The sequence below is a fragment of the Pricia antarctica genome (genome assembly GCF_900101815.1).
GTDB classification, from domain to species: Bacteria; Bacteroidota; Bacteroidia; order Flavobacteriales; family Flavobacteriaceae; genus Pricia; species Pricia antarctica.
In genome coordinates, this window is sequence record NZ_FNAO01000004.1 from 112,548 (window position 1) to 136,237 (window position 23,690).

Here is a 23,690-nt window from a genome sequence, read left to right on the forward strand (position 1 = left end):
ACTTAGGTGCTTAGGTGCAAAATTTTAGAAACCTTTCTTTTTCTAAGGTAGGTTTCAATAATATGTTCGGAAGCATCGTTTCCGGTCATTGGAACGATAATGGATTCTAAAATATGGATGTTGTTGATTTGATGGTTCAAGTCGTAATAGCCTAAACCCTTAAAATGACCGTTTTTGATTAATATGGCACTGTGTTCACCAATATCACGTCCTTTGTCGACAATAACCATATTTTTATCACAGAGCGAATACTTGCTGACGGCTTCGGAAACTTTTTGATTGTAATGTTCAATACTTTCCTTTCTAATGCAGGCACCGTCACACTCACCGGAATCGTAATTGGAACAATTCTTTTTGGCCGCGGAGATACCATTCAGTTTATCGCACAATCGGAATTCCTTGGTCAGTTTACGGATAAAGTTCTCGGCGGCCATCATACTATTGAAGGTAGCGAAACTGCCGTTTTTATCCTTAAGATTTTTGGCCTTTAATATCTGGTAGCCATTTTCATCGGTGTGCGTACATACCCCATGAGAAAAGTTTTGTAGGGGGGATTTTTGATTGAATTTTGGTCGGTTGCGGACCAGTTCTTCGTTTTCCTTCAAAAGGGCCACAAGTTCGCTACCGGTTTTTTCGTAAGTCACCTTTTTGGTCGCTTTCTGTAGTTGCCTTCCCTTACTGCCGCTTTTGGTGAAATGTTGGTTTACCCGCTTTTTCATGTCGCTGCTCTTTCCCAAGAATATGATCTCACCCTCTTTGTCGTGCATGTAATAGACCCCGACCTCCGAGGGTATCGACTCCACGATATCCAATTGTCGATCGGACAGCTCCCCATGCGTCTCTTTTCGTATTACATTCTTAATAATGGTTTTATCAGAATCTTTTGTAAGTAATACTTTAAATAGTTTTAGGGTGGCCAACGCATCGCCGTTGGCCCGGTGACGGTCACTCACCGCAATACCGAGGGAGCGCACCAATTTTCCCAGACTGTGCGATTCCGCTTCGGGAATCAGTTGTTTCGAAAGGTCAACCGTACACAACGTCTTTCGTTCGAAATTATAGCCCAACCTACGGAATTCCGTCCGCAAAATTCTGTAATCGAATTGGGCATTGTGGGCTACCAGTACCGCATCTTGCGTTATCTCGACGATACGCTTGGCCACTTCATGGAATTTGGGAGCGGTGCGCAGCATTTTGTTGTTGATACCGGTAAGTTTGACCACAAAAGGCTGGATTTCCTTTTCGGGATTCACTAGACTGATAAATTGGTCCACCACTTGATGGCCATCGAACTTATGAATGGCGATTTCGGTGATGCCTTCTTCGTTGTATTTTCCTCCCGTCGTCTCTATATCGAGTATGGCGTACATTTAATTTTAATGTTTTTTCAAGATTCTTCGTTAGACTTACAAAGTACCCCTATTTGCCGTGGAATACATTGCATGTCTTTTTTGCTTATTTTCTAGCTCCAAAGATACTACTTCCTATGCGTACCATGGTGCTGCCTTCTTCGATGGCGATTTTATAGTCACCGCTCATACCCATGGAAAGGATATCTATTTCGGGAAGCCTGGTTTTCAATTCTACAAAATGGGATTTTAATTGTCTGAATTCCCGACGCACTTGGTTTTCGTCATCGGTAAGTGTGGCCATGCCCATCAGGCCTTTAATATTGATATTCTCCAATTTTTGGAATTCTTCGGAAGCCACAATTTCTTGCAGCTCCTTCTTATCCAAACCAAACTTGGTATCTTCTTCCGCAATATGAATCTGAAGGAGGCAATCGACGGTTCTATCCGCTTTTTTAGCCCTTTTATTGATTTCCTTTAACAATCGAAAACTATCTACACCGTGAATGAGGGCTACGAAGTCGATCATGTATTTCACTTTGTTGCGCTGTACGTGCCCGATCATGTGCCATTGGATGTCCTTTGGCAAACTTTCCCATTTGTCCACCATTTCCTGCACTTTGTTTTCGCCTAGAATACGTTGTCCGGCCTCATAGGCTTCCTGTAAATCGCTCACCGGTTTTGTTTTGGATACGGCGACTAGAGTCACCTGTTCGGGAATCGAACCTTTTATCTTTTCGAGATTTTCTTTTATGGACATATGACTGTTTGAATTAGAATTTTAAGGATAAAATGATGATTGAATTTGCACGGGCTATCAACCACTGGCTTTTAGCTGTTGACTGCTTGATTATTAGCACTGAGCGGACTTAACATTGACTAACAAACGACACTGCCCAACTTTAAATTCGTATTACAAGTGCCTACCGCTAACCTTCTCCGCTTTTTTCGACTCGGAATAATCATAAAATCCCTCTCCGGACTTGACGCCCAATTTCCCTGCGTTTACCATGTTGACGAGCAGGGGACAGGGGGCGTACTTGGGATTTTTGAGTCCGTCGTACATGACGTTTAAGATAGATAGACATACGTCCAATCCTATATAATCCGCCAATTGTAGGGGACCCATTGGATGCGCCATACCCAATTTCATAATGGTATCGATTTCAGATACTCCCGCTACGCCGTGATACAGGGTTTCAATAGCCTCGTTGATCATGGGCATTAAAATCCGATTGGCAACAAAACCGGGATAATCGTTGACCTCCGTTGGGGTCTTTCCCAATTTCTGGGAAACTTTCATGATAGTCTGGGTCGTTTTGTCGGAAGTTCTATAACCACGGATAATCTCTACGAGTTGCATGATGGGCACAGGATTCATAAAATGCATACCTATTACCTTGTCCGGTCGTTGAGTCGCCGCAGCAATTTTTGTGATGGATATGGACGAGGTGTTCGTGGCCAGAATGGTGTTTTTGGCGCATAAACCATCCAGCTCCCCAAAAATCTTAAGTTTCACCTCCAAATTTTCCGATGCTGCCTCGATGACCAAATCGGTATCCGCAATACCCTCGGCGAGTAAGGTGTACGTAGCTATTTTGCCCAAGGTAGCAGATTTCACGGTTTCGTCAATTTTTTCTTTGGCGATCATCCGGTCCAGATTCTTCGATATGGTCGAGATACCTTTGTCCAAAGCGTTCTGCGAAATATCGATAAGATTAACGCTGTATCCAGTTTGTGCGAAGACATGGGAAATTCCGTTGCCCATGGTACCTGCTCCAATTACCGCTATATGTTTCATAGTCTATTTTGTAATTTCCTGTCCTATCCTAAGTAGTTTGTAATGATTACTTCGAATGCGCTCAGTATAAACTAAAGTCGAAATACTTTGGATAAACTTCGGAAGGAATATTATTCCTTAATATCAAAATATCAAAACGCTTAATTTAGTAGCACCGAGCACCAAAAATCAATTCTTAAAAGCCTCGATAACTTCGAGGGCTACTTTCAACGCCAGTGTGCCTTGGGTTAAGGTTACCACGGGAATAGTATTCTTTTCAATGGCATCTGCGAAGGTTTCAAGCTCGTCGAGAATAGCGTTGTTAACGTGAACTTCGGGATTTTCGAAATAAATCTGTTTTTTGACCCCTTCCGCATTCTGGAGTATCATATCAAAATCTCCTTCTTTTTCCGGGGCATCCTTCATTTTGACAACTTCCACTTTTTTTTCCAGAAAATCTACCGAGATGTAGGCATCCTTTTGAAAAAAACGGGATTTGCGCATGTTCTTTAAAGAAATACGACTCGCTGTCAGATTCGCTACACATCCATTTTCGAACTCGATACGCGCATTGGCGATATCAGGAGAATTGCTGATTACGGAAACGCCACTGGCATTGATCTGCTTGACCTCGGAATCGACAACGCTTAAAATGGCATCGATATCATGGATCATCAGATCGAGCACGACGGGAACATCGGTACCACGTGGATTAAACTCCGCCAACCTATGGGCCTCGATGAACATGGGTTGGTGGATTTGATGTTTAACCGCTGAAAAAGCGGGATTGAAGCGTTCTACATGCCCAACCTGTCCCTTTACGTCATACTTCCGCTCAAGTTCGAGTAGTTGTGTGGCCTCTTCATAGGTAGTTGTAATCGGTTTTTCTATAAAAACATGCCTTCCTTTTTCCATGGCCCTTTTGGCACAATCAAAATGGGATAGGGTAGGGGTGACGATATCGATCACGTCGACGGCATCAATCAATTTTTCCATATCATCATAGAAAGTATAGCCAAACTCTTTTGCGATGGTCGATGCGTTTTCCACATCGGAATCATAGAACCCTATCAGTTCATATTTTTTTGAGGTATCGAGCAAGCGCAGGTGAATTTTTCCCAAATGGCCCGCTCCCATTACTCCAACTTTGAGCATAAATTTTCGTTTGTCCAAAAATAAGGATAGTTTGTCAGAAAGGAAGTTTATGGGTATATAAGTTTATTGGTTTATTCATTGAGAGTTAGTGCTTCAAGGTCAATTTATTGAATACGACGAAAGTCATATTGTGATACATTTGGGAATTGGAGTTTTACGGACTAACTTCGTACCACCAAAACCAGACCCTTGAAGGATACTCTCAAACATCGCGGAATGCGCAACAAATTGGCCGATATCCTAATTAAAAAGGGTATTTCCGACCAAAATACGCTCGACGCCATCCGCACCATTCCCCGGCACTTGTTTATGGACAGTAGTTTCGAGGGGCACGCCTATCAAGACAAAGCTTTTCCGATTGCCGCCGACCAGACCATATCCCAACCGTACACAGTCGCTTTTCAGACCCAATTGTTAGAAGTGAAACCTGGCCAAAAAATTTTGGAAATCGGTACCGGAAGCGGCTATCAAACCGCCGTCCTTCTACAGTTGAAAGCCAAGGTTTATACTATCGAGCGGCAACTGGAACTGTTTAAAAAAACAAAAATCTTTTTTTCCAAATTAGGCTATCGCCCCAAAAAGAAGATTTTTGGAGATGGGTATAAAGGCCTGCCCGAAGAAGCACCTTTCGATGGCATTGTTGTTACCGCTGGCGCACCGGAAGTGCCCAGGGCCTTGATGTCGCAGTTGAAAGTGGGCGGCCGATTGGTCATTCCCATAGGCACTAACGACCAGATAATGACGTTATACATCAGAAAATCGGACAAGGAATTCGAGAAAAAGGAGTTCGGTTCTTTTCGGTTCGTACCGCTGTTGGCAGATAAAAATTAGGTATTAAAACTCTTCTTGACCCGCGCAAGATTCCGCTTGCTATCCCTATCCTTTATCGTATCCCTTTTGTCGTATAGTTTTTTGCCCTTGGCAAGCGCAATACGGACTTTCGCCAAACCGCGGTCGTTGATAAAAAGATTTAGCGGCACGATGGTAAGCCCTGATGTGGTCACATCCTTCCTCAACTTTTTAAGCTCACGGCGTTGCAGCAATAATTTGCGTTCCGCTTTGGGCCTATGGTTAAAATGCGACGCATGCGAATATTCGTCCACCTGCATATTAATGACGAACAGTTCGCCTTTATCATTGAACTCCCCAAAACTTTGTGTTATGGAAGCCTTGCCCTCACGTATGGATTTTATTTCCGTACCGGCCAAAACGATACCGGCCACATAGGTATCCAGCAGCTCATATTCGAATTTTGCCTTCTTGTTTTTTATGTTGATATTCTTCTTGACCATCATGCAAAAATAAGGCTTGTATTGCAATTCGATGAGTAATCCTAAGAATTACCTGTACGCATCGTGAAAATTAAGCACAACATTTTACCGGGATAAAGAATTTTAGCGATTTTCGTAAAAGTACCTATCTCTCTTTCGGGCAGTTGCAATCGAAATGTAAACGTTGTGAAGTAGCATTTTCGTTTACCACTTGTACAATAAAAAGACTGCCATTGTCGCTATCATCCATAGCCATATAGGCATCTTCCCCGATTAGTTTATTGACAAGGTCGGGAGTTGTGTTGCTGTGCCCGACGACAAGCACTTTTTTACCCAGATTATCTGCCTTGAACTGTTCGATGTTCATGGTCTCGGGCTCATAATATTGAACGGTGATATCGTTTTTAACCGAGGTCGGTGCGGCGGTCATGGCAGTGCGTTCAAAATCAGTAGTATAAATGGCGTCTAAGGGAATATCACTCAAGATTTCGGCCCAATGCATCGCCCTGCCCAGTCCTTTTTGATTGAGTTCCGGATCTAGGTCTTCCGGGTCGGATCGATCTTTTTCGGCATGGCGGATAAGATAGAAGGTCGAGATTACGCTTTCCGTATTAAAATCCTCCCTAATTTTAGGGTCATCCTTACAACTTGTCGAGAATATTAGCAGTTGAACGATAATAATATAGAATATGTAGCGTTGCATAATAAGCGATGGGTTTGGTTGAAAACTCTTGCATAAATGTTAACTAAATTTAGACAAAAAAAGTATGTAAGACTACTTGTTTTTGTTTTTTTGTATCCTAATGAACCGACCCATCCTTACCTTACTTGTTGTTTTGCTTTTTACGACCATTTATGGTCAACAAGAGCGTCTTCCTGCCGATTTACGTCAGCATAATCTGACCACTTATAATGCCAGTTTGTTCAATCCCGCTTTTTCAGTAGGGCGAAACAACCCGGAATCCGTAGCCTTTTGGTCGCGGTGGCAGTGGCAGGGTATCGACGCGGATCCGTCAACTTTATTTCTGAACTACACAAGATCTCTAAACCATCGATCGGCTGCGGGTGCCGGATTTTTTCAGCATAATACAGGTATTTTTTTTAATACCGGGGCTGCGCTGAACTACGCCTATACCTTCGAATTGAACTCAAGGGTAAAACTGTCCGTGGGCGCGAATCTTTTCGGTTTCGTACAAAAATTGGCCGATGACCGGTTTCAGGTTGATCCCAACCTACCGCTACCGCTCGCTCCTGAGACCAATGATTTTATCCTACAAATGGCTCCTGGCGTAAGCTTGGAGGTCGAGCGGCTGACCTTAAGTTTGGCCTCCGAAAATTTGCTGGACTACAATTTTACGGCTAAGGAAGGTAATACGCCTAAATCAGATAAGATTTTTATGTCGCTAGTGTCCTACGATTTCCCCGTTTCCCTAGGGGCTGCCACTAATGCTTTTTTGAGGCCTTCGATGTACCTCAGAACCATACCCGGACAATCGAACCAAGTCGGTTTCTACACGCTTTTGAACACGGATGAATATTATGGACAGGTGGGATATAATAATTTCTACGGATATACCCTAGGTGGCGGCTATACCTTCTTTAAGCGTATGACCGTAGGTGCGTTAATGGAAATAGGTACGGGGGCATCGCTACAAAAGGAAACCTCATTTGAACTGATGGCCTCTTATTTCTTAGGTTCGCCCGATGAGCGCCATAAAATGGTGGGTGATGATATTGATGAGGACGGGAAAAATCCGCTTGAAGAAATAGAGGAAAAACAGAAAGAGGAAAAAGCAGGGAAGGATATCACAGATGAAGCTGTCATTGCGGATGAGCAGTTGGAGCAAGAAAAGAAGGAAGCGGAACAAGCTCGGGCCGAAGCTGAAAAAATGGAGCAAGCCCATAAAATGGACTCCTTCAAGATCAAACAGGCCGAGGCGGCAGCTTTGCAGAAAGAACAACAGCGTAAAATCGACTCCCTTGCCCAAACTCGTGCAGCTGCCATAGAAGCAGCCAAGAAAGCGGAAATTGCGGAAAGGGAATCCGCGATCGAACCTGAGGCAGGTGAAAAATATGAGGAAGTTCACACCGAAGACGGACTGGAACCCGGTTTCTATTTGATCGCCAACGTATTCGGTACCCAAAAATATTTCGACGCCTTTTTGGTTGACCTGAAAAGGAAAGGCATTCAGCCTAAATTCTTCTTAAGAAGTAAAAATGGCTATCAGTATGTCTATCTGCAGCGCTATGACACCATACAGGAGGCGAGAAAGGCAAGGGATACTGGTTTTGGAGGAAAATATACCGGAAAAACATGGATTTTTAGGGTGGTCAGCGAGTAAGAAAGGGGGTTATTTCTTAAGCTCTCTTTTGATCAATACATCCAAATACGTTATCGAGTTGATAAGGTACTTTCGGTCGCGGGTCATGGTAGACATGGCCACGGCACCCTGAATGATAGTAAACAGTTGTTTCGCGAACTGTAATGGTGTTACTGGAAGTTTTAATTCATTGTTGTTAACGCCATATTCAAGTACCAAGGCGATTTTACCCTCAATTTCCTTTATTGCCTCCCGGTTAGCGGCGGCAAGCAGTCGGTTGTTGCCCTGTGCGTCGACCCCGGTATTCAAAATGGGGCATCCCCCCATATCTTGTGTGAAGGTATCATAGTTTTTATAGAAGTCGGTCAAGGCGAAAATTTTGTTCAACGCCCCGCCTTCAGTTTCCAAGATTCTATCGAGTTTCGCCAACAGAAGTTTGCTGTTGTACTGGTAAGCCGATAGGGCCAAGGCTTCTTTGTTCTCGAAATTCCCGTAGATGGCACCCTTGGTGAGTCCCGTTGCTTCGGTCAGGTCGCTCATGCTCGTTCCGATATACCCTTGCTTGTTGAACATGGGCGCAACAGTCTCTATAATGTACGCAGTGGTTTTTTCCGCTTTGGTAGCCATGATGGTCGTGTTTTTTACGAAGATAAAAAATCTATATACTGTATGGTATTATTTTAAAAAAAAATTAAGCATTAACCCAGATTCAAATGTCAAACGCAAACACAAGTTTACAAAGAATTTAGGTTGTCAAGATGAAATAAAAAACGCATATCGCTTTAACACCCCTGAAGGCGCAAAGCGATATACGTTAAGTTAACACCGTTTTATAAACTTCCAATGCTAAAATCCCACATCTAGAATCTTATAATCTACTCCACGAGTTCATCCTGATTTCGGAAGACCAAGCCATCATCAAAGGAGTCGATCAGAACGATGCTTTCCGCAGAAATACCTCCGCTTAACAGCTCTTTCGACAGATTGTTCAGCACTTCTTTTTGAATGACACGCTTAATCGGGCGTGCTCCATATTGGGGATCGTAACCTTTCTTTGCCAAGTAAGCAATGGCCTCTTCGGTCGCATCTATAGTGATGTGCTGCTTGGCAATCATTTTCTTCAACTGATCTAGTTGAAGCTTGACGATTTTGGTGATGTCTTTTTTGCTTAAAGGTGTGAACATAATAATGTCATCGATACGGTTCAGGAATTCGGGACGGATAGTTTTGCGCAGTAAATCTAGTACCTCTACCCGAGCCGCTTCAGTGGCACTGAAAATATCTTTGCTATTTTCGAATTTTTCTTGAATGATATGGCTGCCCATATTACTGGTCATGATGATGATGGTATTCTTGAAATCCGCTACCCGACCTTTGTTATCCGTCAATCTTCCTTCGTCCAGTACCTGTAACAATACATTAAAGGTGTCTGGATGCGCCTTTTCGATCTCGTCTAACAATACGACGGAGTAGGGGCGGCGGCGAACGGCTTCGGTCAATTGTCCACCTTCATCATAGCCGACGTATCCCGGAGGTGCGCCTACCAGTCTACTGACGGAATGCCGCTCTTGGTATTCGCTCATATCAATACGGGTCAAGGCGTTCTCGTCGTCGAATAAATAAGCGGCCAATGTTTTTGCCAGCTCGGTCTTACCAACTCCGGTAGTTCCCAAAAATAGAAAGGATCCAATAGGCCGTTTGGCATCCTGCAATCCCGCGCGACTTCTGCGGATGGCATCGGATACGGCTTCAATGGCCTCTTCTTGTCCGACCACGCGATTGCGCAGCACGTCTTCTAGTTTCAGAAGTTTTTCACGCTCGCTTTGCAACATTTTGGTCACCGGTATCCCCGTCCATTTGGCGACAACTTCGGCAATATCCTCATTGGTGACCTCTTCCTTGATCAGCGTTTCGCCTTCCTGTTGTTCCTGCAGTTCTTTTTGTAGTATTTCAAGGGTTTCCTGGGCTTCCTTGATTTTTCCATAGCGGAGTTCGGCAACTTTTCCATAGTCTCCATTACGTTCCGCACGTTCGGCTTCTTGCTTGAACTCCTCGATATCCTGTTTTGTTTTTTGGATGTTGTCCACCACCGATTTCTCGCTCTCCCATTTGGCAAAGATTTCGTTGCGGTCTTCCTTAAGATTCGCAAGATCAACGTTGAGGGACTTCAATTTGGCTTTATCATCCTCCCGTTTGATGGCTTCGATTTCGATTTCCAATTGCATAATCTTGCGATCGAGTACGTCCAGTTCCTCGGGCTTGGAGTTGATTTCCATCCGTAGTTTTGAGGCGGCTTCGTCCATCAGGTCGATAGCCTTGTCCGGTAAAAATCGGTTGGTGATGTAGCGCTGCGAAAGTTCTACGGCTGCTATGACCGCCTCGTCTTTAATACGGACTTTATGATGTGCCTCGTACTTTTCCTTGATACCCCGAAGTATGGATATCGCACTTTCGGTATCCGGTTCCAGTACGATCACTTTTTGAAAACGGCGTTCCAAGGCTTTGTCCTTTTCAAAATACTTTTGATACTCGTCCAAAGTAGTGGCTCCGATAGCGCGCAAATCACCTCTTGCCAAAGCGGGCTTTAATATGTTGGCCGCATCCATGGCCCCCTGTCCGCCGCCGGCACCCACAAGGGTGTGGATCTCGTCGATAAAGAGCACGATATTGCCATCGGAAGAAGTCACCTCCTTAATGACGGACTTTAGCCGTTCCTCAAATTCCCCCTTGTACTTGGCACCGGCAATCAATGCACCCATATCCAACGAATAAATGATTTTGTCCTTTAGGTTTTCAGGTACATCACCTTGAACGATACGGTGTGCCAAGCCCTCAGCTATGGCGGTCTTACCGGTCCCCGGCTCCCCTACCAACATCGGGTTGTTTTTAGTTCTACGGGATAATATTTGGAGAATACGGCGGATTTCCTCGTCACGCCCGATTACCGGATCCAACTTTCCGGTATCCGCCAAACGGTTGAGGTTTTGCGCATATTTTTCCAAGGAATTATAAGTTTCTTCGGCACTTTGAGAGGTTACCTTCCCACCTCCTCGAAGTTCTGAAATGGCTGTTTTGAGGTCTTTCTCAGTGGCGCCTTGATCTTTCAGAATATGTGCGATTTTACTTTTTGATTTGAGGATGGCCAACAGCAAATGTTCGATAGAAATATATTCGTCCTCCATCTTTTTGGCGATGATGCTTGCCTCGTTCACCGTTTTACCGGCCTCTCGGGAAAGCATAATATCGCCGCCGGAAACTTTTGGGAAACTTTGTAACTCTTTATCCAATATTTGCTGCAACAGGTTCACATTAATATTCAGCTTTTTAAGTATGAACGGAAGTACATTTTCGTCCACTTCCCAAATGGCCTTGAACAGATGTTCGTTCTCGATTTGCTGGTGGCCCAAACTTTGCGCAAGCTGCTGGGCTTGCTGTAAGGCCTCCTGTGATTTTATGGTGTAATTATTGGGGTTCATAAGGTATACGTTTAGTTAGGATAATGTTTATTTTTGAAAAGTAGTAGGCAACAACCCTACCAATAGGTAAAACAGACAAAATGGCGCCTAGAGTCAATGAGAACGGGACATTTTGTCAGTTTTAATCCTAGTTTACTCACTGTACTATAGCAGTGCTAAATTATATCAACATCTAAAATTACACAATGAGTCTTTTCGATAGTATTTTTGGAAGTAAAAACAGTAACGGAAAAAAAAATGAGGAAAAGTTGCCCTGGATTTCGCTGACGTCTTTGGAGCAATTGGAGGAAATTGAACAAAAATCCGCTTCCCGTCCTCAAGTTATTTTTAAGCACTCGACGACATGTGGCGTTAGCCGGATGGTGCTGAACCTGTTTGAGAAAAATCCCATGCTGCAAGAGGGCAGGCTTGATATATACTTTTTGGACTTACACCGCCATCGCGAAATATCCAATGAAATTGCCCAAAAATTCCAGATTATGCACCAGTCCCCACAGCTTCTGGTCATCAAGAACGGTCAAATAGTCGCCCATGGGTCGCATGGCGGGATTACGGAAATCGATTTAGATGCTTATGTTTAACTGGTGATTTTAAGTAATTTGAAGCAACCATTAGAGAATTTTGCATCTATGTTCAAAGTAAGTATATGAAAATAGCAGTATGGACTTTACTTGTCGTCCTAGGTTTCGCACTTATGGCAAGTTGCGAAGATGATGACAATGATTTGCCTCAAGAAAAAACCATTAATGGGACTTGGAATTTAGTAAATGTGCATGGAGGATTTGGATCTGTCAACATCAACTATTCCAAACGAGACATTAAATGGATTTTTAATCAGGCCGATAGTACTTTGTCCGTACAAAATAACATTGGTAATGACAATGCTTTCGTGCTGCATAGCGGATATTACAATTTTAATTTGGAACCAAGTGGTGAGACTCAAATCCTTTTTGTAGATAATGATTATAGAATGATTATTCTTTCAATGGATAATAATTTGATTCTCACCGAGAATGCGAATGATGGATTTACAGCTGAATTCACAAGGTAAAACTACAGCTAAGAACCTTGAGTTCTAAAAGCCTATAATTCCGAGAATACCGATGCCGAAAAGGCAAGAGTACTTTGCCCCGATTTTCGAATGCTTTTAGCCGAATTCCAGATATGTTTTTAGCTGGTAGGCAATGGCCGAGAGGTGCATAGCATAGCCCTAAAACCTTCAATTCAATCGATTCGAAAAAATCTTTGAAGTCTGAAATAAGATTAATTAAAACGCTGCCTGACCAAAATGGATTTTAATCGCGATTTTAGGTCCTCTCCGGCATCGTACACCATCTGTTCGTTACTGGGGAAGGGCACGGAGGCCAGGCCCAATAATTTTACCAAGTCGTTGTCCAAAGCTCGTTTGTCGCCATCGTAGTTGGCATAAACATGTTCGAAAATGAACTCGCTGGATAGGGGGTAGGAGTCCAATGCCTGCTGTGTGGTCAAATCGGTAAAGTTTACCACCCCGGCAACCCGAGCGGACTTAAATTGTGTAAACTGATAAAAATTACATTGTACGGTCTTGAACTTATCGATTTTTATTTTGTTGCCCAGACTATCCTTGACCACATTGCCTTCGCGGTCTAGTGCGTAGCTTTGTCCGTCCTTGACCTGTCTTTCCTTGATGATCTCCTTCTCGTTGACCTGTTCAGGTGATATGTTAATTTCTCTCAGGGCAAGTTCCATGGTGTAGTCATACCGGATGTTCGGTAGGGGATTGGCATGAAACTGGGTCCACTGCCCATCGAGCCCGTAGGTGTTAAAGTTTAAAAGCTCTTCCTGTAATTTTGCGGGAACGATCTGGTCGGTGTTATTGACCATGTGCACCTGCACGTAATCCTGTCCTTTGGCGAAGGCTTCTTCCATTTTTGTTTTTGTGTCATCGAAACCGGGGTCGATTTCTTCCAAATACACCAAGTCGTCATAGGCTTTTCTATAATCTTGCTTACTTGTGGCATTTTTCAACAGGTTCGATGCCTTATCATAGAGATGGTCCGAAAGCTCGTCCTTGCTATCTAGTAGGTCATCTTGATAATCATTGAACTTGAATCGAGCGTTTCTTTTCTCATCGTATATTGGCAAAGGCAGCAAAGGGCGTATCCTTTCCTGAATATCGCGGAGGTTTACATAACTGCGGTAGATGGTCTCATAATGCGCGGGATTTTCATCCTCTAGTAGAAAGGCAATCTCTTTCAGTTCACGTTCCGTGTTCTTTTGAAAGGCTTCTTCCAGCATCAGTACGTAGTCTTGATTACTTTTTTTGGATTTGTTCTTGGCCAGATTTTCGATAGAAGTGTTGATTGCTTGACCATAGTCGCCCAAATTTAGGGCCTTCTGGGTCTTTTTTACGCCGCCGCAGGCCACTACAATGGCCATCACGGCCCCGTAAAATAATGATTTCTTCATAATGTAGGATTTTGCTATTAGGGACGTATTTTCAATAGCTGTGCCAAAATAGCCTTCTATACTAACGCTAAAAGTTGAAATATCTTATAAAATCGTCAAAGAGCATATCTTGGGTCACTATTTGTTTCTGGGTAGAAGGGTCTGGTCCAATTCTTCGTTTCCAGCATCGAAAATGGCATTGATGCGGTTAAGGACCAAGCGCCTAGCTTTACGTCCATCGGAAACAAAATCGTTTAGGGTATCCCGTCAAAAAAAGTCGTCGCTCAGGGTCAGTCCTTAAAGTAGCTCAACTGCTATAAGGCACCCAAATCGATGGTGTTTTCGCCTATTCGTAGGCCGATGCTTAGGATAGCGTCGCGTGTTAAAAACACCCCGAACGGAATATTCTGTATCGGAAATTCGGAGTTTTCAAGTAAGGGAAGTCATGTTCTTCTATTCGGATCGTTTGCATTTTCGGGCATCATGGAATTGTTAATTTATAATTTCCGTATCATAAATATTGTTTTATGGGAATTTGCAAGGGGCAATTTGTATTTTTGCACCTCACTTAACGGAAATTTTATTTATGCTACGCGACACCCGAGTTTTTGAACTTATAGCCGAAGAAAAGGAACGCCAGATCAATGGAATCGAGCTTATCGCTTCCGAAAATTTTACCAGTCCCCAAGTAATGGAAGCGGCGGGATCGGTCTTGACGAACAAATATGCCGAAGGCTACCCGGGGAAGCGCTATTATGGCGGTTGCGAGGTGGTCGATAAGGTCGAGCAATTAGCCATAGACCGTGCGAAGGAACTTTTCGGTGCCGAATATGCCAATGTGCAGCCCCACTCCGGATCACAGGCCAACGCTTCGGTGTATCATGCTTGCCTACAACCTGGAGATACGATTTTGGGTTTCGACCTTTCGCATGGCGGACATCTCACCCACGGATCTCCTGTCAATTTTTCGGGACGCTTGTACAAGCCGGTTTTTTATGGTGTGGATAAGGAAACCGGTAGATTGGATTACGATAAAATTCAGGAAATTGCCCTAAAAGAGAAACCCAAAATGATTATTGCCGGAGCATCCGCTTATTCGCGGGATATGGACTTCAAGAGGTTCCGAGAAATAGCGGACAGTGTAGATGCCCTGTTATTAGCCGATATCGCCCATCCAGCGGGATTGATCGCCAAGGGAATTCTAAACGACCCGATTCCCCATTGCCATGTCGTAACCACTACCACGCACAAAACTCTTCGCGGACCTAGGGGTGGACTCATTTTAATGGGTAAGGATTTCGACAACCCGTTCGGTCAAAAATTGAAGAACGGAAAGCTCAAAAAAATGTCCAATCTTATGGATATGGCCGTATTTCCAGGTAATCAGGGCGGACCTTTGGAGCATGTTATCGCTGGAAAAGCCATCGCTTTCGGGGAAGCCTTGACAGATAACTTTTTGCACTATATGCTTCAGGTAAAGAAAAACGCCGCTGCCATGGCGGCCGCTTTTGTTGCTAAAGACTATCAAATCATTTCCGGTGGAACGGATAATCATATGATGCTGATCGATCTTAGAAATAAGGACATCACTGGTAAGGATGCAGAAAAAGTATTGGTCAAGGCCGATATTACTGCGAATAAAAATATGGTGCCTTTTGACGATAAATCTCCATTTGTTACTTCGGGTATACGTTTTGGGACGGCGGCCATTACCACAAGAGGTCTAAAGGAAGACGATATGGTACGCATTGTCGATTTGGTTGACGAAGTTTTAATGCATTCCGAGGATGAGGATGTCATTAAAAGGGTTAAACAAAAAGTAAACACTTTAATGAAGGGAAGGGAATTGTTCAATTTCTGAAAGGGTTGATGCCAGTTATAGATTAAAAAAACCTGCTTGATTCGTCAGGCAGGTTTTTTAATTGATACTGTTGTCAAAAGATATTCCAGTCTCTTTATATTTGAATTTGGTACTTGGAATTGAATTTTCAAATTAGTGGTTAAGCATAAAAAGGTCACCATATTCAATTTTTGAATTTATCAAATCATAAATAACGGCATCCTCTTCGGAATCGCAATATAATCCCCAATACTTAAAATAATCCTTTTTTCTATGATTTCCAGCTTCGATGTCTTGTATTAAGGTATCGTTGGCATACGTACATTCCTCAAAAACAGGGATATAGATTTCGTAAGGCGTTTCGGTCAATCCTTTGCTCAGATGAACGTAATGCTTGCCGACCTGTTTGAAAATATTCTCAAGTTGTTCTGCGATGCTGTTATCGTATATCTTGTTAATGACGATTGTAGAATCTTTAAAGAAAAGGGTTATTTCCTCCACATCGACGTGTACATGATTTTCTTTGATCAGTTGACGCAAAAGTTTGGCAAATGAAGATTTACCCTGCCGAAGATTACCCCAAGTGCCTTTATTAAAATGAAAAAGCATTTCTACAAGACTTAGGTTACAATCTAGCTCTATGGCCAGTTGCACCGAATTTTTCAACGAAGAGCAGTTGCGAACGGCAACTTTCGAAAAAAAGTGCTTTTCCAGACTTTTTTTAAAAGTTTCAAGGCCCCCGATATTTAAGTCACCGTTGAAACCTTCGGGCGGGTTATTTTTGAAACTGTCGTAATAGAGTGGCATAGCTGTGTTTAGAGAGGTTCAATTGACAAACAAAAGTAAATTGCCTTTCGACTAACTGCGCAAAGAAAAACCACGGAAAAATTGGGGTTTTTCTTAGTTTAGACCTAATTTTATGGTAGTTAGCTTTAAATCAGTAGATTATATATATTAAAGAAACTCATACAAAATAAGGAATTAGATAAATCCACGTTTTTTCGCTTCATCGATTAATGCAAAATCGTTGCCATTTTCCACACCGAGCATTATTTTTAGTTGTCGTTTACGGTTTTCTACGGTAGTGCTGGCCGCCGCAACCAGTGTTGAAATATCCTTGGTTTTGGTACCTATGGAGAGTTGATATAATATTTTCTTGTCCCGCTCGTCGATTTGGTCCTCGTTGGCCATTTTTCTACGGATAGCCTGTAAAGCGGCAGCTGTATAATAGGGCGGATTGTCAAGAACCGTTTTCACCATGGTTTGCAGTGTTTTCTGATCGACCTCCGATTTCACCATGTAACCGTCCGGATTTACATTTTTCAGAATATTGTTGATGCGGTAACTATCGCTGAAGGAGGATACAAAAACGACCTTGGAAGTGGGGGAAATTTTCTTTGCCAGAAGTCCCAAATTTTCCCCGCCGCGTTCTTCCTTGGCATCTTCTGGAAACATTTGAATATCCAACAGAATAATATCATAGGGCAATCGCTTTGCAGAACTTTCGATTTCAGCCTTGCCCGCCACATAGCCGGGCGCGGTATGCACAACCACCTCAAAATTTTCAAACGTACTGGCCTCTAGGGTGTATTTATAACCGAGAACGATCATTTCATGGTCGTCGACGGCAAGTATGCGTACTAGGTCGCTCATAGTCTACTTCATATTTGTTTTACGTTTCTTCAAAAGGCTGCAAGCCTTTAGTAGTTTGGTGAACGGGATGATCTGAATAAGACACGGGAATCTCTAAGGTTACCGTAGTGCCGTTGCCGGGCGAACTTTCGATATGATATTCTCCGTTTAATTTTTCTATACGAGATGCGATATTGCGCATACCGATTCCCCTTTTTCTACTCGTCTTGCGAAAACCTTTACCGTCATCCGCAATCGTTACCAATAACGTATTTTCTTTGTTTACAAAGGTAACGGTAACGTTTTTGCATTGCGCATGTTTTACGGAATTTTGTAAGCTTTCCTGTACCATGCGGTACGTGTTTATTTTAATTTCACCGTTTAGCGAATCCCATTCCCATTCCTTATCGTAAACCAAACTACAATGTATATTCGCTGTATTGCCCACCGTTTTCAATAAGTCTTGGAGCGAGAGGATAAAATTATGCATTTTTTCATAGGCGGCATGGCTAAGCGCATGGGAAATTTCGCGTACTTCCTTTTCTACATTCTGTAAGACATCGATGGCCTTCATCCGTTGTATTTCGGCTTCGCTGTCATTTTTTTTGTTTAAGCCCGTAAGCACCATTCGGGCGCCCATCATACTCCCCAATACACCATCGTGGAGTTCTTCGGAAATTCGTTTTTGTTCTGATTTCTTACCTTCTTCCTCTTTTTGCTTTTGGCCGAGCATCAGGTTGAATATTTCTTGGTTTGCGGCTTGTTGTTCCTGTTGAAAGCGTAGCTTTTGGTTTTTTGATCGTTGGTCGTAGATTACGATTGCCGAAGCGCCGAGAAGAAAAACGGCAAAAGCGATACCGGCCCACAACTGTGTCTCGCTCTCCAGTATTTCGTTTTCGGCAATATATTCGTCGGTCTCGAAACGGATACGTGCAAATTTATTGCGAATTTGGCGTTCTTCTTCCTGTAGGCTATCACTTAGGGTGATGTATCGCTGATTGTAGGTAGAAGAGTTTTTTGAATCTATTTTGCTTAATAATTGTAAAGTTTTTAAAATACGCTCATTATTATCGGCTATCTCCGCATATCCCAATGCTTTTTTTGCTTGATTTGTTGCGAGCGTGGTATCACTTTGACTGAGATAGTATTCTGCCAGATCGTGATGAGTGAGGGATAGGCCTGTAACATCCTGTAAACTATCTCGAACCTTGAGGGCTTCAAGAAACTCGGATTCAACATTTTTGTTTTCCCCCGATTTAAACTTACTGAATGCGAAATTGTTAAGGGTCAAAGCATAAAGTTTGGGATTTCTGTGGCGTAGCCCGTGTTCACCTAAAACGGTTTTAAAATAGGAAATTGCTTTTACATAATCCCCTTTATCCAGGTATACGTAGCCAATATTGCTCATCGTTGCCGATTCCAACGTGTGGTCACCCGCTAACTTATTCTGATAGTCCAAAGCAATATTGTAATAATCAATAGCCCGGTCATACTCTTTTAATTCTACCGATATCGCCCCCAAATTAGTGTAAGAATTGAACAACTGTTGATAATTGTTCAAGGGTTTCAATAACTCTATAGCATTTATTGTGTTGATTTCACTACCCGTGTGGTCTTTTACACTCGATTGGGCTATGGCCATATTATTAAACATGGTACTGGATTCATTTGTTTTTCCGAGAGCGCTATATATTTTTTGGGCTGCCAAATAATGATAGTAGGCGCTATCTGCCAAGGTTTCTCTTTTGTAAAAATCAGCTAGGTCCCAGTTTGCCTCTGCGAGACTTACGCTGTCCCCGACCTTGCCCGCTAATTTAAGGGTTTCATGATTGGTTAATCTAAAGTTTAAAGAGTCGTTCAATTTTTTATATGCTAGCGATAAAAGTGCAAAAATCTTTGTTTTCGCTGAATCGTTACTGATACTAGAGGCTTTTGTGAGAGCTCGGCCAAGCTTGTTTTTTCTTGCTTCAAATGATAATTCAGCATTTTTTCCTTGATTTATCATGATAAACAAGGAATCCATTTCGGAGCTATTAGTTTTTACATCGGCATTCCCCCGATCAGAAGTACAGGAACATAGAAACAACAAACAAAAGCATAAAGATTTAATGAAATTCGAATATGTGGAGTTTGACGAAATCATTGAATGGGCTATAAAATTAAAAAAAAGGCCTTAAAGTAAATTTAAGGCCAATTTAGCTGAAAATGTATATTTAATGATTCTATTCTCTCTCTGTCCCTTCATTATATGCTCTGTCAGTAGCCTGAACCTGCACGTCATATAGCGCGTCGTTATCTTTTACACTTGTTTCAGACTCACAAGAAGAGAAAAGTCCAACACTCATTACCAATACTGCGAAAATACTTACTACTTTTTTCATAATAAACTAGTTTTAGGGGGTTATTATTTTTTAATACTGCTAAAGTAATACCAAATCCACGGAATGGGCAGTAGGAAAATCAAATGTGAGTGAACGTACCTATTCTGTGAGTAAGTAGATCGGTTCTGTTAGAATTATTCTAATTGAGGGAAGAAATCGTGTTTTTCGAGAGTATGGTCTTCAATCCGTCGATATTCGAACGGTATGATTTTGAGAAGGGTAATTGCATCTTATTATGCTTTAAGGTGCAAATGGATTTGCCATAACTAATACGCGAGATATAATCGGTATTCACGATATAGCTTTGGTGTATACGTACGAAATTTTTGGGCAATTGGTTCTCGAAGCTCTTTAAGGTTTTAAACGCATTGTTTATAGTTCCGTCTTTCATTACGAATTCCGTCGCATTATTATCGGCCTGTAAGTAGAGAATGTCATTCGTGTTGATATATTGAAAATCACTGTACGATTTCAAGCAGAGGGTATCCGGCTCGGCTTTTGCAGGCACCTGTTTCTTGAGTCGCAACAACGATTTCCGAATATCGAATTCGTTATAGGGCATCAACCAATAATCGAAGAATCCATTTTTAATGGCATCGTAAGCGTAATTCTTGCTTTTAGAAATACCTATAATAACGGGTAGGTTGCTTACGTATTGATGCAGTTCCATTACCATTTGAAAATATTCCTGGGCATTTTCGTTCAGGTTGATGAATACGACATCGGGAGAAAATTTTAATATGGAATTGATACCTTCCGTACTATCCTTAGCCAAAGCGGCACAGGTGAAATCGCCGTACTCCCCCAGATAGTGCTGCAGCTGCAGATTGGAGGTCGCATCGGAATCCAGTATGGTATAAGTATATTCCAAAGCACTATAATTTGAGTGCAAATTAGTGATAGTAAGATACATGCCAACCAAGTTATTCCCCACAATATTTGGGGTTTTTATTATAATTTATTGACAATGAACGTATTTGAAGGAAAAAACTTGCATGTTTATACGGTTTTTCGATGAAAGGATGCTATTAAGAATGTTTTTTTTGGCAGAAGTGAAAAAGGGATGGAATTGACTAAATAAGGATAAGCTTAAAAAGAAGGATATGAACTTCTTTAGACGTTTAATTTAACCTACGAATTTCGAATTTTGAGTCCCTATTTCCACATTTTTGAAAATAGTAGCCCTGGAATATTGTTAAAAAATGACTTTATATGACCTCAAATGCCGATATTCCCAGTTCCAAACAATACCTCTAAATGAGTCCTATAAAAGAACGACAAATTGTATGTTGAAAAGGGATTAATTTGGTAGTTCAAAAGCGTGAGGGCGTAGACGGACATTGCTGAAGATGTGAGTGCACCAAAATTTTCTGTAACCATACCATGAACTTATAAACTAAAAACTTTTAGTTTAAGAGCTTTTAAAAGTTTTAATCACAATAGCATTTTCCGTCAACCAATTTTCGTCAACCATTTTCCGTCAACCTTGAACAGCAAGCAAGTAGTGATCGAACGTTAATTTTTTTGACCTCAAATCTTCAATCCGACAAACTTGACTTCCCGAAAATCTTTTTGATCGCTTCAGAAATCCGAATAGGCCTAAGGGATTTTTCATTGAGCAGACACCATTCGGTACTTGATCGCACTAGAAGTTTATCGGTCTCCTTATCGTGCATTTCTACAACTCGAACGGAGGTAGCGCCATGGCTTTTTTCAATGAAAGTGCGTACGTGAATCACATCGCCTAGCTGTGCAGAATTTTTATAGGTAATATCGTGGTGCATGACCACCCAGATGACCCCTTCCCGCATGGGTTCCGGGGCGATAGTTATCCAATGCTCCTTTGAAATATCTTGGATCCATTGTACGTAGCGTACGTTGTTTACATGGTTGAGCTCGTCGAGGTCATCCTCTTGCACAATTATAGTCTTCTGATAGGCTCCGCTCATTATTTTTTCTGGATTTTGACCTCGAAGAGCTTGTCCCAATCTTTTCCCGTTACAAAAAATGTTTTTCTTTCAGGATGATACGCAATACCGTTCAACACGTTATCGGTATCGCTCCAAGTGGCATGATGACTTACTTTGTCGCTCAGACCTTTAAAATTGACAACACCTTCCATGGCTCCGCTTTTGGCATCAATGATCATCACGCCGGATTTTTGGTAGACGTTGGCATATATTTTCCCGTCTACGTATTCGAGTTCGTTGGCGCTATCGTTGATCGATGCATTGGTGACCGTCTCGATATAATCTTCCTCTACAAGGGTATCGGGATTCAGAAACCAAATTTTTTCGGTACCATCACTTTTAAACAGCCTTTTACCGTCATTGGTAAGGCCCCAACCTTCCTTGCTTTTCCCATATTGAAAACTATCTATCTTTTTTAGGTCCTTGAGGTTGTAAACAAATCCGGTTCCGCTTTGCCAGGTCAGCATATAGATTTTATCGTTCAGAATGGTCAGGCCCTCGCCAAAATAGGATGCATCAAGGTCTACTTTTTGTAATACTTTTCCCGTTTTAAAATCTGTTTTGCGCAATGAAGACCTTCCCTTTTTGCCGGTGCTTTCATAAAGCGTGTCGTTATGGAATTCCAGTCCCTGGGTATAGGCCCTATTGTCATGGGGATACTCCTTGATAATTTCGTACGTATATATCTCTGGGGCTTTGGACGCTAAAACTTTTATATTTTTTGAAATTTCTGCGAAACTATCATCGTAGTTCACCTTCGCCTTCAAAATTTTATTGCCCAAATGGGGTATGTCCAAAGAAATGGTACCGTCGCTTATTGGAAGTTCTTTTCCGTCTATGGAATAGGTGACATCACCAAGGGTCTTCTCTTTTTTATTTATAATGCCGACGGAAATGCTTTCATTCTGTGCAAAACTCTTCTGATTGTTCGGCAGTTGAATCCCAAAAAGGGATTCAGGGGAGTTATCGCCTCCACAAGCCATGAAAAAGGTCAATAGTATGCTGCAAGAAAAAGATTTTAAGGAATTCATTTCGGTGTATATATATAGGTATATGCGGTTTACTTTTTTGTCAAAGACAAAAATAGGGAATTGCCAAGAATTATACAGCAATGAAAATCTAGTCAAAAGCATTGCAAAAGTTTCAAAAGATCGTATATTTGCAGTCGGCAAGTCCTACACGACCAGCTCCTATAGAATCCCCCAGGGCGGGAACGCAGCAAGGGTATATGGTCGTAGCGGTGCGATGTAGGTAGCTTGCCGTTTTTTTATGCAACAAAAAGTCGTTCTCATAACGGGAGGTTCTTCGGGTATCGGCAAGTCCATCGGTCTTTATCTGCAATCTCAGGGACATAAGGTTTACGGTACTTCACGAAATTTATCCAAATACCCCGATTTTAAAAGTTTTGAGCTATTAGAGCTTGAGGTTACCGATCCGACAAGCATCCGCTCGGCCGTGCAGCAAATACTCGATAGGGAAGATAGGATAGATGTGTTGATCAATAATGCGGGCGTAGGGATCACCGGCCCCATCGAAGAGACACCGCATCAAGAAATAACAAAGGCTTTTGATGTCAATTTTAACGGCCCCCTGCATCTCGCCAAAGCCGTTCTTCCACAGATGCGTCTTCAAAAATCGGGCCTCATCATCAATATCACTTCTATTGCAGGAGGCATGGGATTGCCCTACAGAGGTATCTATTCCGCAACAAAAGGCGCTGTGGACATAGTTTCGGAAGCGTTGCGTATGGAGGTGAAAGATTTTGGGATACAAATTACCACCGTGGCTCCTGGTGATTTTGCGACGAACATTGCCGCGGGCCGCTACCATGCACCTATAGAGGGTCAATCGCCCTACAGTACAGCTTATGGTAAGACCTTGAAAATGATAAATAAGGATGTCGATACCGCCGAAGACCCTATTCTAGTGGCCAAAAAAGTCCTTGAAATCATTAATACAGCAAAACCCAAAGTGCATTATAAGGTCGGGGATGCGTTGCAAAAATTATCGCTCTTCCTAAAAAAGATCTTGCCCGATAAAATCTACGAGAAACTCGTGCTAAACCATTATAAATTGTAATTTTAC

The 23,690-nt window shown here is 42.3% G+C and carries 22 protein-coding genes, 1 other RNA gene and 1 pseudogene; 7 read left to right on the forward strand and 17 right to left on the reverse strand.

The window, feature by feature from the left end:
- Nucleotides 1-2: 2 nt before the first annotated feature.
- The 4 genes from BLT07_RS08085 to BLT07_RS08100 all read right to left on the reverse strand — a co-directional run bounded on the left by BLT07_RS08085 (nucleotide 3) and on the right by BLT07_RS08100 (nucleotide 4,284).
- A complete protein-coding gene (locus BLT07_RS08085; RefSeq protein WP_091867583.1) occupies nucleotides 3-1,370 on the reverse strand; it encodes an exonuclease domain-containing protein in 1,368 nt (455 codons plus the stop codon).
- 85 nt (nucleotides 1,371-1,455) lie between these two features.
- A complete protein-coding gene (locus BLT07_RS08090; protein ID WP_091867585.1) occupies nucleotides 1,456-2,109 on the reverse strand; it encodes a YggS family pyridoxal phosphate-dependent enzyme in 654 nt (217 codons plus the stop codon).
- A gap of 153 nt (nucleotides 2,110-2,262) precedes the next feature.
- Nucleotides 2,263-3,150 carry a 3-hydroxyacyl-CoA dehydrogenase family protein gene (locus BLT07_RS08095; protein WP_091867587.1) on the reverse strand — a complete coding sequence of 296 codons (888 nt, stop codon included), beginning with the start codon at nucleotides 3,148-3,150 and terminating at the stop codon, nucleotides 2,263-2,265.
- Between the two features lie 168 nt (nucleotides 3,151-3,318).
- Nucleotides 3,319-4,284: a Gfo/Idh/MocA family oxidoreductase gene (locus BLT07_RS08100; RefSeq protein WP_091867589.1), complete on the reverse strand. Its 966-nt coding sequence runs from the start codon at nucleotides 4,282-4,284 to the stop codon at nucleotides 3,319-3,321.
- Between the two features lie 189 nt (nucleotides 4,285-4,473).
- Between BLT07_RS08100 and BLT07_RS08105 the strand changes: the two genes are divergently transcribed.
- Nucleotides 4,474-5,115: a protein-L-isoaspartate(D-aspartate) O-methyltransferase gene (locus BLT07_RS08105; protein ID WP_091867591.1), complete on the forward strand. Its 642-nt coding sequence runs from the start codon at nucleotides 4,474-4,476 to the stop codon at nucleotides 5,113-5,115.
- Here the strand turns inward: BLT07_RS08105 and smpB are convergent.
- Both smpB and BLT07_RS08115 read right to left on the reverse strand, forming a co-directional pair.
- The gene (gene smpB / locus BLT07_RS08110; RefSeq protein ID WP_091868220.1) at nucleotides 5,112-5,576 is read right to left on the reverse strand and encodes an SsrA-binding protein SmpB; all 465 of its coding nucleotides are present in this window, start codon (nucleotides 5,574-5,576) and stop codon (nucleotides 5,112-5,114) included. The genes BLT07_RS08105 and smpB overlap by 4 nt on opposite strands.
- Nucleotides 5,577-5,700: 124 nt before the next feature.
- Nucleotides 5,701-6,258 (reverse strand): SixA phosphatase family protein, encoded by a 558-nt coding sequence (locus BLT07_RS08115; protein WP_091867592.1) that lies wholly within the window; start codon nucleotides 6,256-6,258, stop codon nucleotides 5,701-5,703.
- A gap of 100 nt (nucleotides 6,259-6,358) precedes the next feature.
- Between BLT07_RS08115 and BLT07_RS08120 the strand changes: the two genes are divergently transcribed.
- The gene (locus tag BLT07_RS08120; RefSeq protein ID WP_139205123.1) at nucleotides 6,359-7,897 is read left to right on the forward strand and encodes a PorP/SprF family type IX secretion system membrane protein; all 1,539 of its coding nucleotides are present in this window, start codon (nucleotides 6,359-6,361) and stop codon (nucleotides 7,895-7,897) included.
- Between the two features lie 9 nt (nucleotides 7,898-7,906).
- On the opposite strand, the gene BLT07_RS08125 is transcribed toward BLT07_RS08120, so the two are convergent.
- Complete coding sequence (locus BLT07_RS08125; RefSeq protein WP_091867596.1) at nucleotides 7,907-8,503, reverse strand: TetR/AcrR family transcriptional regulator; 597 nt, start codon at nucleotides 8,501-8,503, stop codon at nucleotides 7,907-7,909.
- A 248-nt stretch (nucleotides 8,504-8,751) separates the two neighbouring features.
- Complete coding sequence (gene clpB / locus BLT07_RS08135; protein ID WP_091867600.1) at nucleotides 8,752-11,352, reverse strand: ATP-dependent chaperone ClpB; 2,601 nt, start codon at nucleotides 11,350-11,352, stop codon at nucleotides 8,752-8,754.
- Nucleotides 11,353-11,537: 185 nt separating this feature from the next.
- Between clpB and ytxJ the strand changes: the two genes are divergently transcribed.
- Complete coding sequence (gene ytxJ, locus BLT07_RS08140) at nucleotides 11,538-11,933, forward strand: bacillithiol system redox-active protein YtxJ (protein ID WP_091867602.1); 396 nt, start codon at nucleotides 11,538-11,540, stop codon at nucleotides 11,931-11,933.
- 65 nt (nucleotides 11,934-11,998) lie between these two features.
- Nucleotides 11,999-12,403, forward strand: coding sequence for a hypothetical protein (locus BLT07_RS08145; protein WP_091867604.1), 405 nt, complete (start codon nucleotides 11,999-12,001; stop codon nucleotides 12,401-12,403).
- A 212-nt stretch (nucleotides 12,404-12,615) separates the two neighbouring features.
- On the opposite strand, the gene BLT07_RS08150 is transcribed toward BLT07_RS08145, so the two are convergent.
- Both BLT07_RS08150 and BLT07_RS21325 read right to left on the reverse strand, forming a co-directional pair.
- Entirely contained in the window at nucleotides 12,616-13,803 is a 1,188-nt protein-coding gene (locus tag BLT07_RS08150) for a hypothetical protein (RefSeq protein ID WP_091867606.1), read from the reverse strand.
- 147 nt (nucleotides 13,804-13,950) lie between these two features.
- Nucleotides 13,951-14,264 (reverse strand): annotated as a pseudogene (locus BLT07_RS21325) (fumarylacetoacetase); the annotation flags it as partial.
- Between the two features lie 104 nt (nucleotides 14,265-14,368).
- Here BLT07_RS21325 and glyA point away from each other — a divergent pair.
- Nucleotides 14,369-15,643, forward strand: coding sequence for a serine hydroxymethyltransferase (gene glyA / locus BLT07_RS08160; protein ID WP_091867611.1), 1,275 nt, complete (start codon nucleotides 14,369-14,371; stop codon nucleotides 15,641-15,643).
- 132 nt (nucleotides 15,644-15,775) lie between these two features.
- On the opposite strand, the gene BLT07_RS08165 is transcribed toward glyA, so the two are convergent.
- The 7 genes from BLT07_RS08165 to BLT07_RS08190 all read right to left on the reverse strand — a co-directional run bounded on the left by BLT07_RS08165 (nucleotide 15,776) and on the right by BLT07_RS08190 (nucleotide 22,636).
- Nucleotides 15,776-16,429, reverse strand: coding sequence for a hypothetical protein (locus BLT07_RS08165; protein ID WP_091867612.1), 654 nt, complete (start codon nucleotides 16,427-16,429; stop codon nucleotides 15,776-15,778).
- Between the two features lie 174 nt (nucleotides 16,430-16,603).
- The gene (locus BLT07_RS08170; RefSeq protein WP_091867614.1) at nucleotides 16,604-17,275 is read right to left on the reverse strand and encodes a response regulator; all 672 of its coding nucleotides are present in this window, start codon (nucleotides 17,273-17,275) and stop codon (nucleotides 16,604-16,606) included.
- 19 nt (nucleotides 17,276-17,294) lie between these two features.
- Complete coding sequence (locus tag BLT07_RS08175) at nucleotides 17,295-19,115, reverse strand: tetratricopeptide repeat-containing sensor histidine kinase (protein ID WP_175455286.1); 1,821 nt, start codon at nucleotides 19,113-19,115, stop codon at nucleotides 17,295-17,297.
- A gap of 361 nt (nucleotides 19,116-19,476) precedes the next feature.
- Nucleotides 19,477-19,635, reverse strand: coding sequence for a hypothetical protein (locus BLT07_RS20940; protein WP_175455287.1), 159 nt, complete (start codon nucleotides 19,633-19,635; stop codon nucleotides 19,477-19,479).
- A 139-nt stretch (nucleotides 19,636-19,774) separates the two neighbouring features.
- Nucleotides 19,775-20,506 (reverse strand): LytR/AlgR family response regulator transcription factor, encoded by a 732-nt coding sequence (locus BLT07_RS08180; protein WP_091868221.1) that lies wholly within the window; start codon nucleotides 20,504-20,506, stop codon nucleotides 19,775-19,777.
- A gap of 667 nt (nucleotides 20,507-21,173) precedes the next feature.
- Nucleotides 21,174-21,584 (reverse strand): acyl-CoA thioesterase, encoded by a 411-nt coding sequence (locus tag BLT07_RS08185; RefSeq protein ID WP_091867618.1) that lies wholly within the window; start codon nucleotides 21,582-21,584, stop codon nucleotides 21,174-21,176.
- A complete protein-coding gene (locus tag BLT07_RS08190; protein ID WP_091868223.1) occupies nucleotides 21,584-22,636 on the reverse strand; it encodes a glutaminyl-peptide cyclotransferase in 1,053 nt (350 codons plus the stop codon). The genes BLT07_RS08185 and BLT07_RS08190 overlap by 1 nt, the downstream gene beginning before the upstream one ends.
- Before the next feature lie 135 nt (nucleotides 22,637-22,771).
- Between BLT07_RS08190 and ffs the strand changes: the two genes are divergently transcribed.
- Nucleotides 22,772-22,870: signal recognition particle sRNA small type (ffs, locus tag BLT07_RS08195), an RNA gene on the forward strand.
- A gap of 4 nt (nucleotides 22,871-22,874) precedes the next feature.
- Nucleotides 22,875-23,684, forward strand: a complete 810-nt coding sequence (locus BLT07_RS08200) for an SDR family oxidoreductase (RefSeq protein WP_091868225.1) — start codon at nucleotides 22,875-22,877, stop codon at nucleotides 23,682-23,684.
- Nucleotides 23,685-23,690 lie beyond the last annotated feature (6 nt).

Bases quoted from the DNA above. Each gene is read 5' to 3' on its own strand.
- BLT07_RS08120 (WP_139205123.1), top strand. From the start codon at position 6,359: ATGAACCGACCCATCCTTACCTTACTTGTTGTTTTGCTTTTTACGACC.
- BLT07_RS08200 (WP_091868225.1), top strand. From the start codon at position 22,875: ATGCAACAAAAAGTCGTTCTCATAACGGGAGGTTCTTCGGGTATCGGC.
- ytxJ (WP_091867602.1), top strand. From the start codon at position 11,538: ATGAGTCTTTTCGATAGTATTTTTGGAAGTAAAAACAGTAACGGAAAA.
- BLT07_RS08170 (WP_091867614.1), bottom strand. From the start codon at position 17,275: ATGAGCGACCTAGTACGCATACTTGCCGTCGACGACCATGAAATGATC.
- BLT07_RS08190 (WP_091868223.1), bottom strand. From the start codon at position 22,636: ATGAATTCCTTAAAATCTTTTTCTTGCAGCATACTATTGACCTTTTTC.
- BLT07_RS08115 (WP_091867592.1), bottom strand. From the start codon at position 6,258: ATGCAACGCTACATATTCTATATTATTATCGTTCAACTGCTAATATTC.
- BLT07_RS20940 (WP_175455287.1), bottom strand. From the start codon at position 19,635: ATGAAAAAAGTAGTAAGTATTTTCGCAGTATTGGTAATGAGTGTTGGA.
- BLT07_RS08145 (WP_091867604.1), top strand. From the start codon at position 11,999: ATGAAAATAGCAGTATGGACTTTACTTGTCGTCCTAGGTTTCGCACTT.
- glyA (WP_091867611.1), top strand. From the start codon at position 14,369: ATGCTACGCGACACCCGAGTTTTTGAACTTATAGCCGAAGAAAAGGAA.
- clpB (WP_091867600.1), bottom strand. From the start codon at position 11,352: ATGAACCCCAATAATTACACCATAAAATCACAGGAGGCCTTACAGCAA.
- BLT07_RS08095 (WP_091867587.1), bottom strand. From the start codon at position 3,150: ATGAAACATATAGCGGTAATTGGAGCAGGTACCATGGGCAACGGAATT.
- BLT07_RS08085 (WP_091867583.1), bottom strand. From the start codon at position 1,370: ATGTACGCCATACTCGATATAGAGACGACGGGAGGAAAATACAACGAA.
- BLT07_RS08165 (WP_091867612.1), bottom strand. From the start codon at position 16,429: ATGCCACTCTATTACGACAGTTTCAAAAATAACCCGCCCGAAGGTTTC.
- BLT07_RS08100 (WP_091867589.1), bottom strand. From the start codon at position 4,284: ATGCTCAAAGTTGGAGTAATGGGAGCGGGCCATTTGGGAAAAATTCAC.
- BLT07_RS08185 (WP_091867618.1), bottom strand. From the start codon at position 21,584: ATGAGCGGAGCCTATCAGAAGACTATAATTGTGCAAGAGGATGACCTC.
- smpB (WP_091868220.1), bottom strand. From the start codon at position 5,576: ATGGTCAAGAAGAATATCAACATAAAAAACAAGAAGGCAAAATTCGAA.
- BLT07_RS08090 (WP_091867585.1), bottom strand. From the start codon at position 2,109: ATGTCCATAAAAGAAAATCTCGAAAAGATAAAAGGTTCGATTCCCGAA.
- BLT07_RS08125 (WP_091867596.1), bottom strand. From the start codon at position 8,503: ATGGCTACCAAAGCGGAAAAAACCACTGCGTACATTATAGAGACTGTT.
- BLT07_RS08150 (WP_091867606.1), bottom strand. From the start codon at position 13,803: ATGAAGAAATCATTATTTTACGGGGCCGTGATGGCCATTGTAGTGGCC.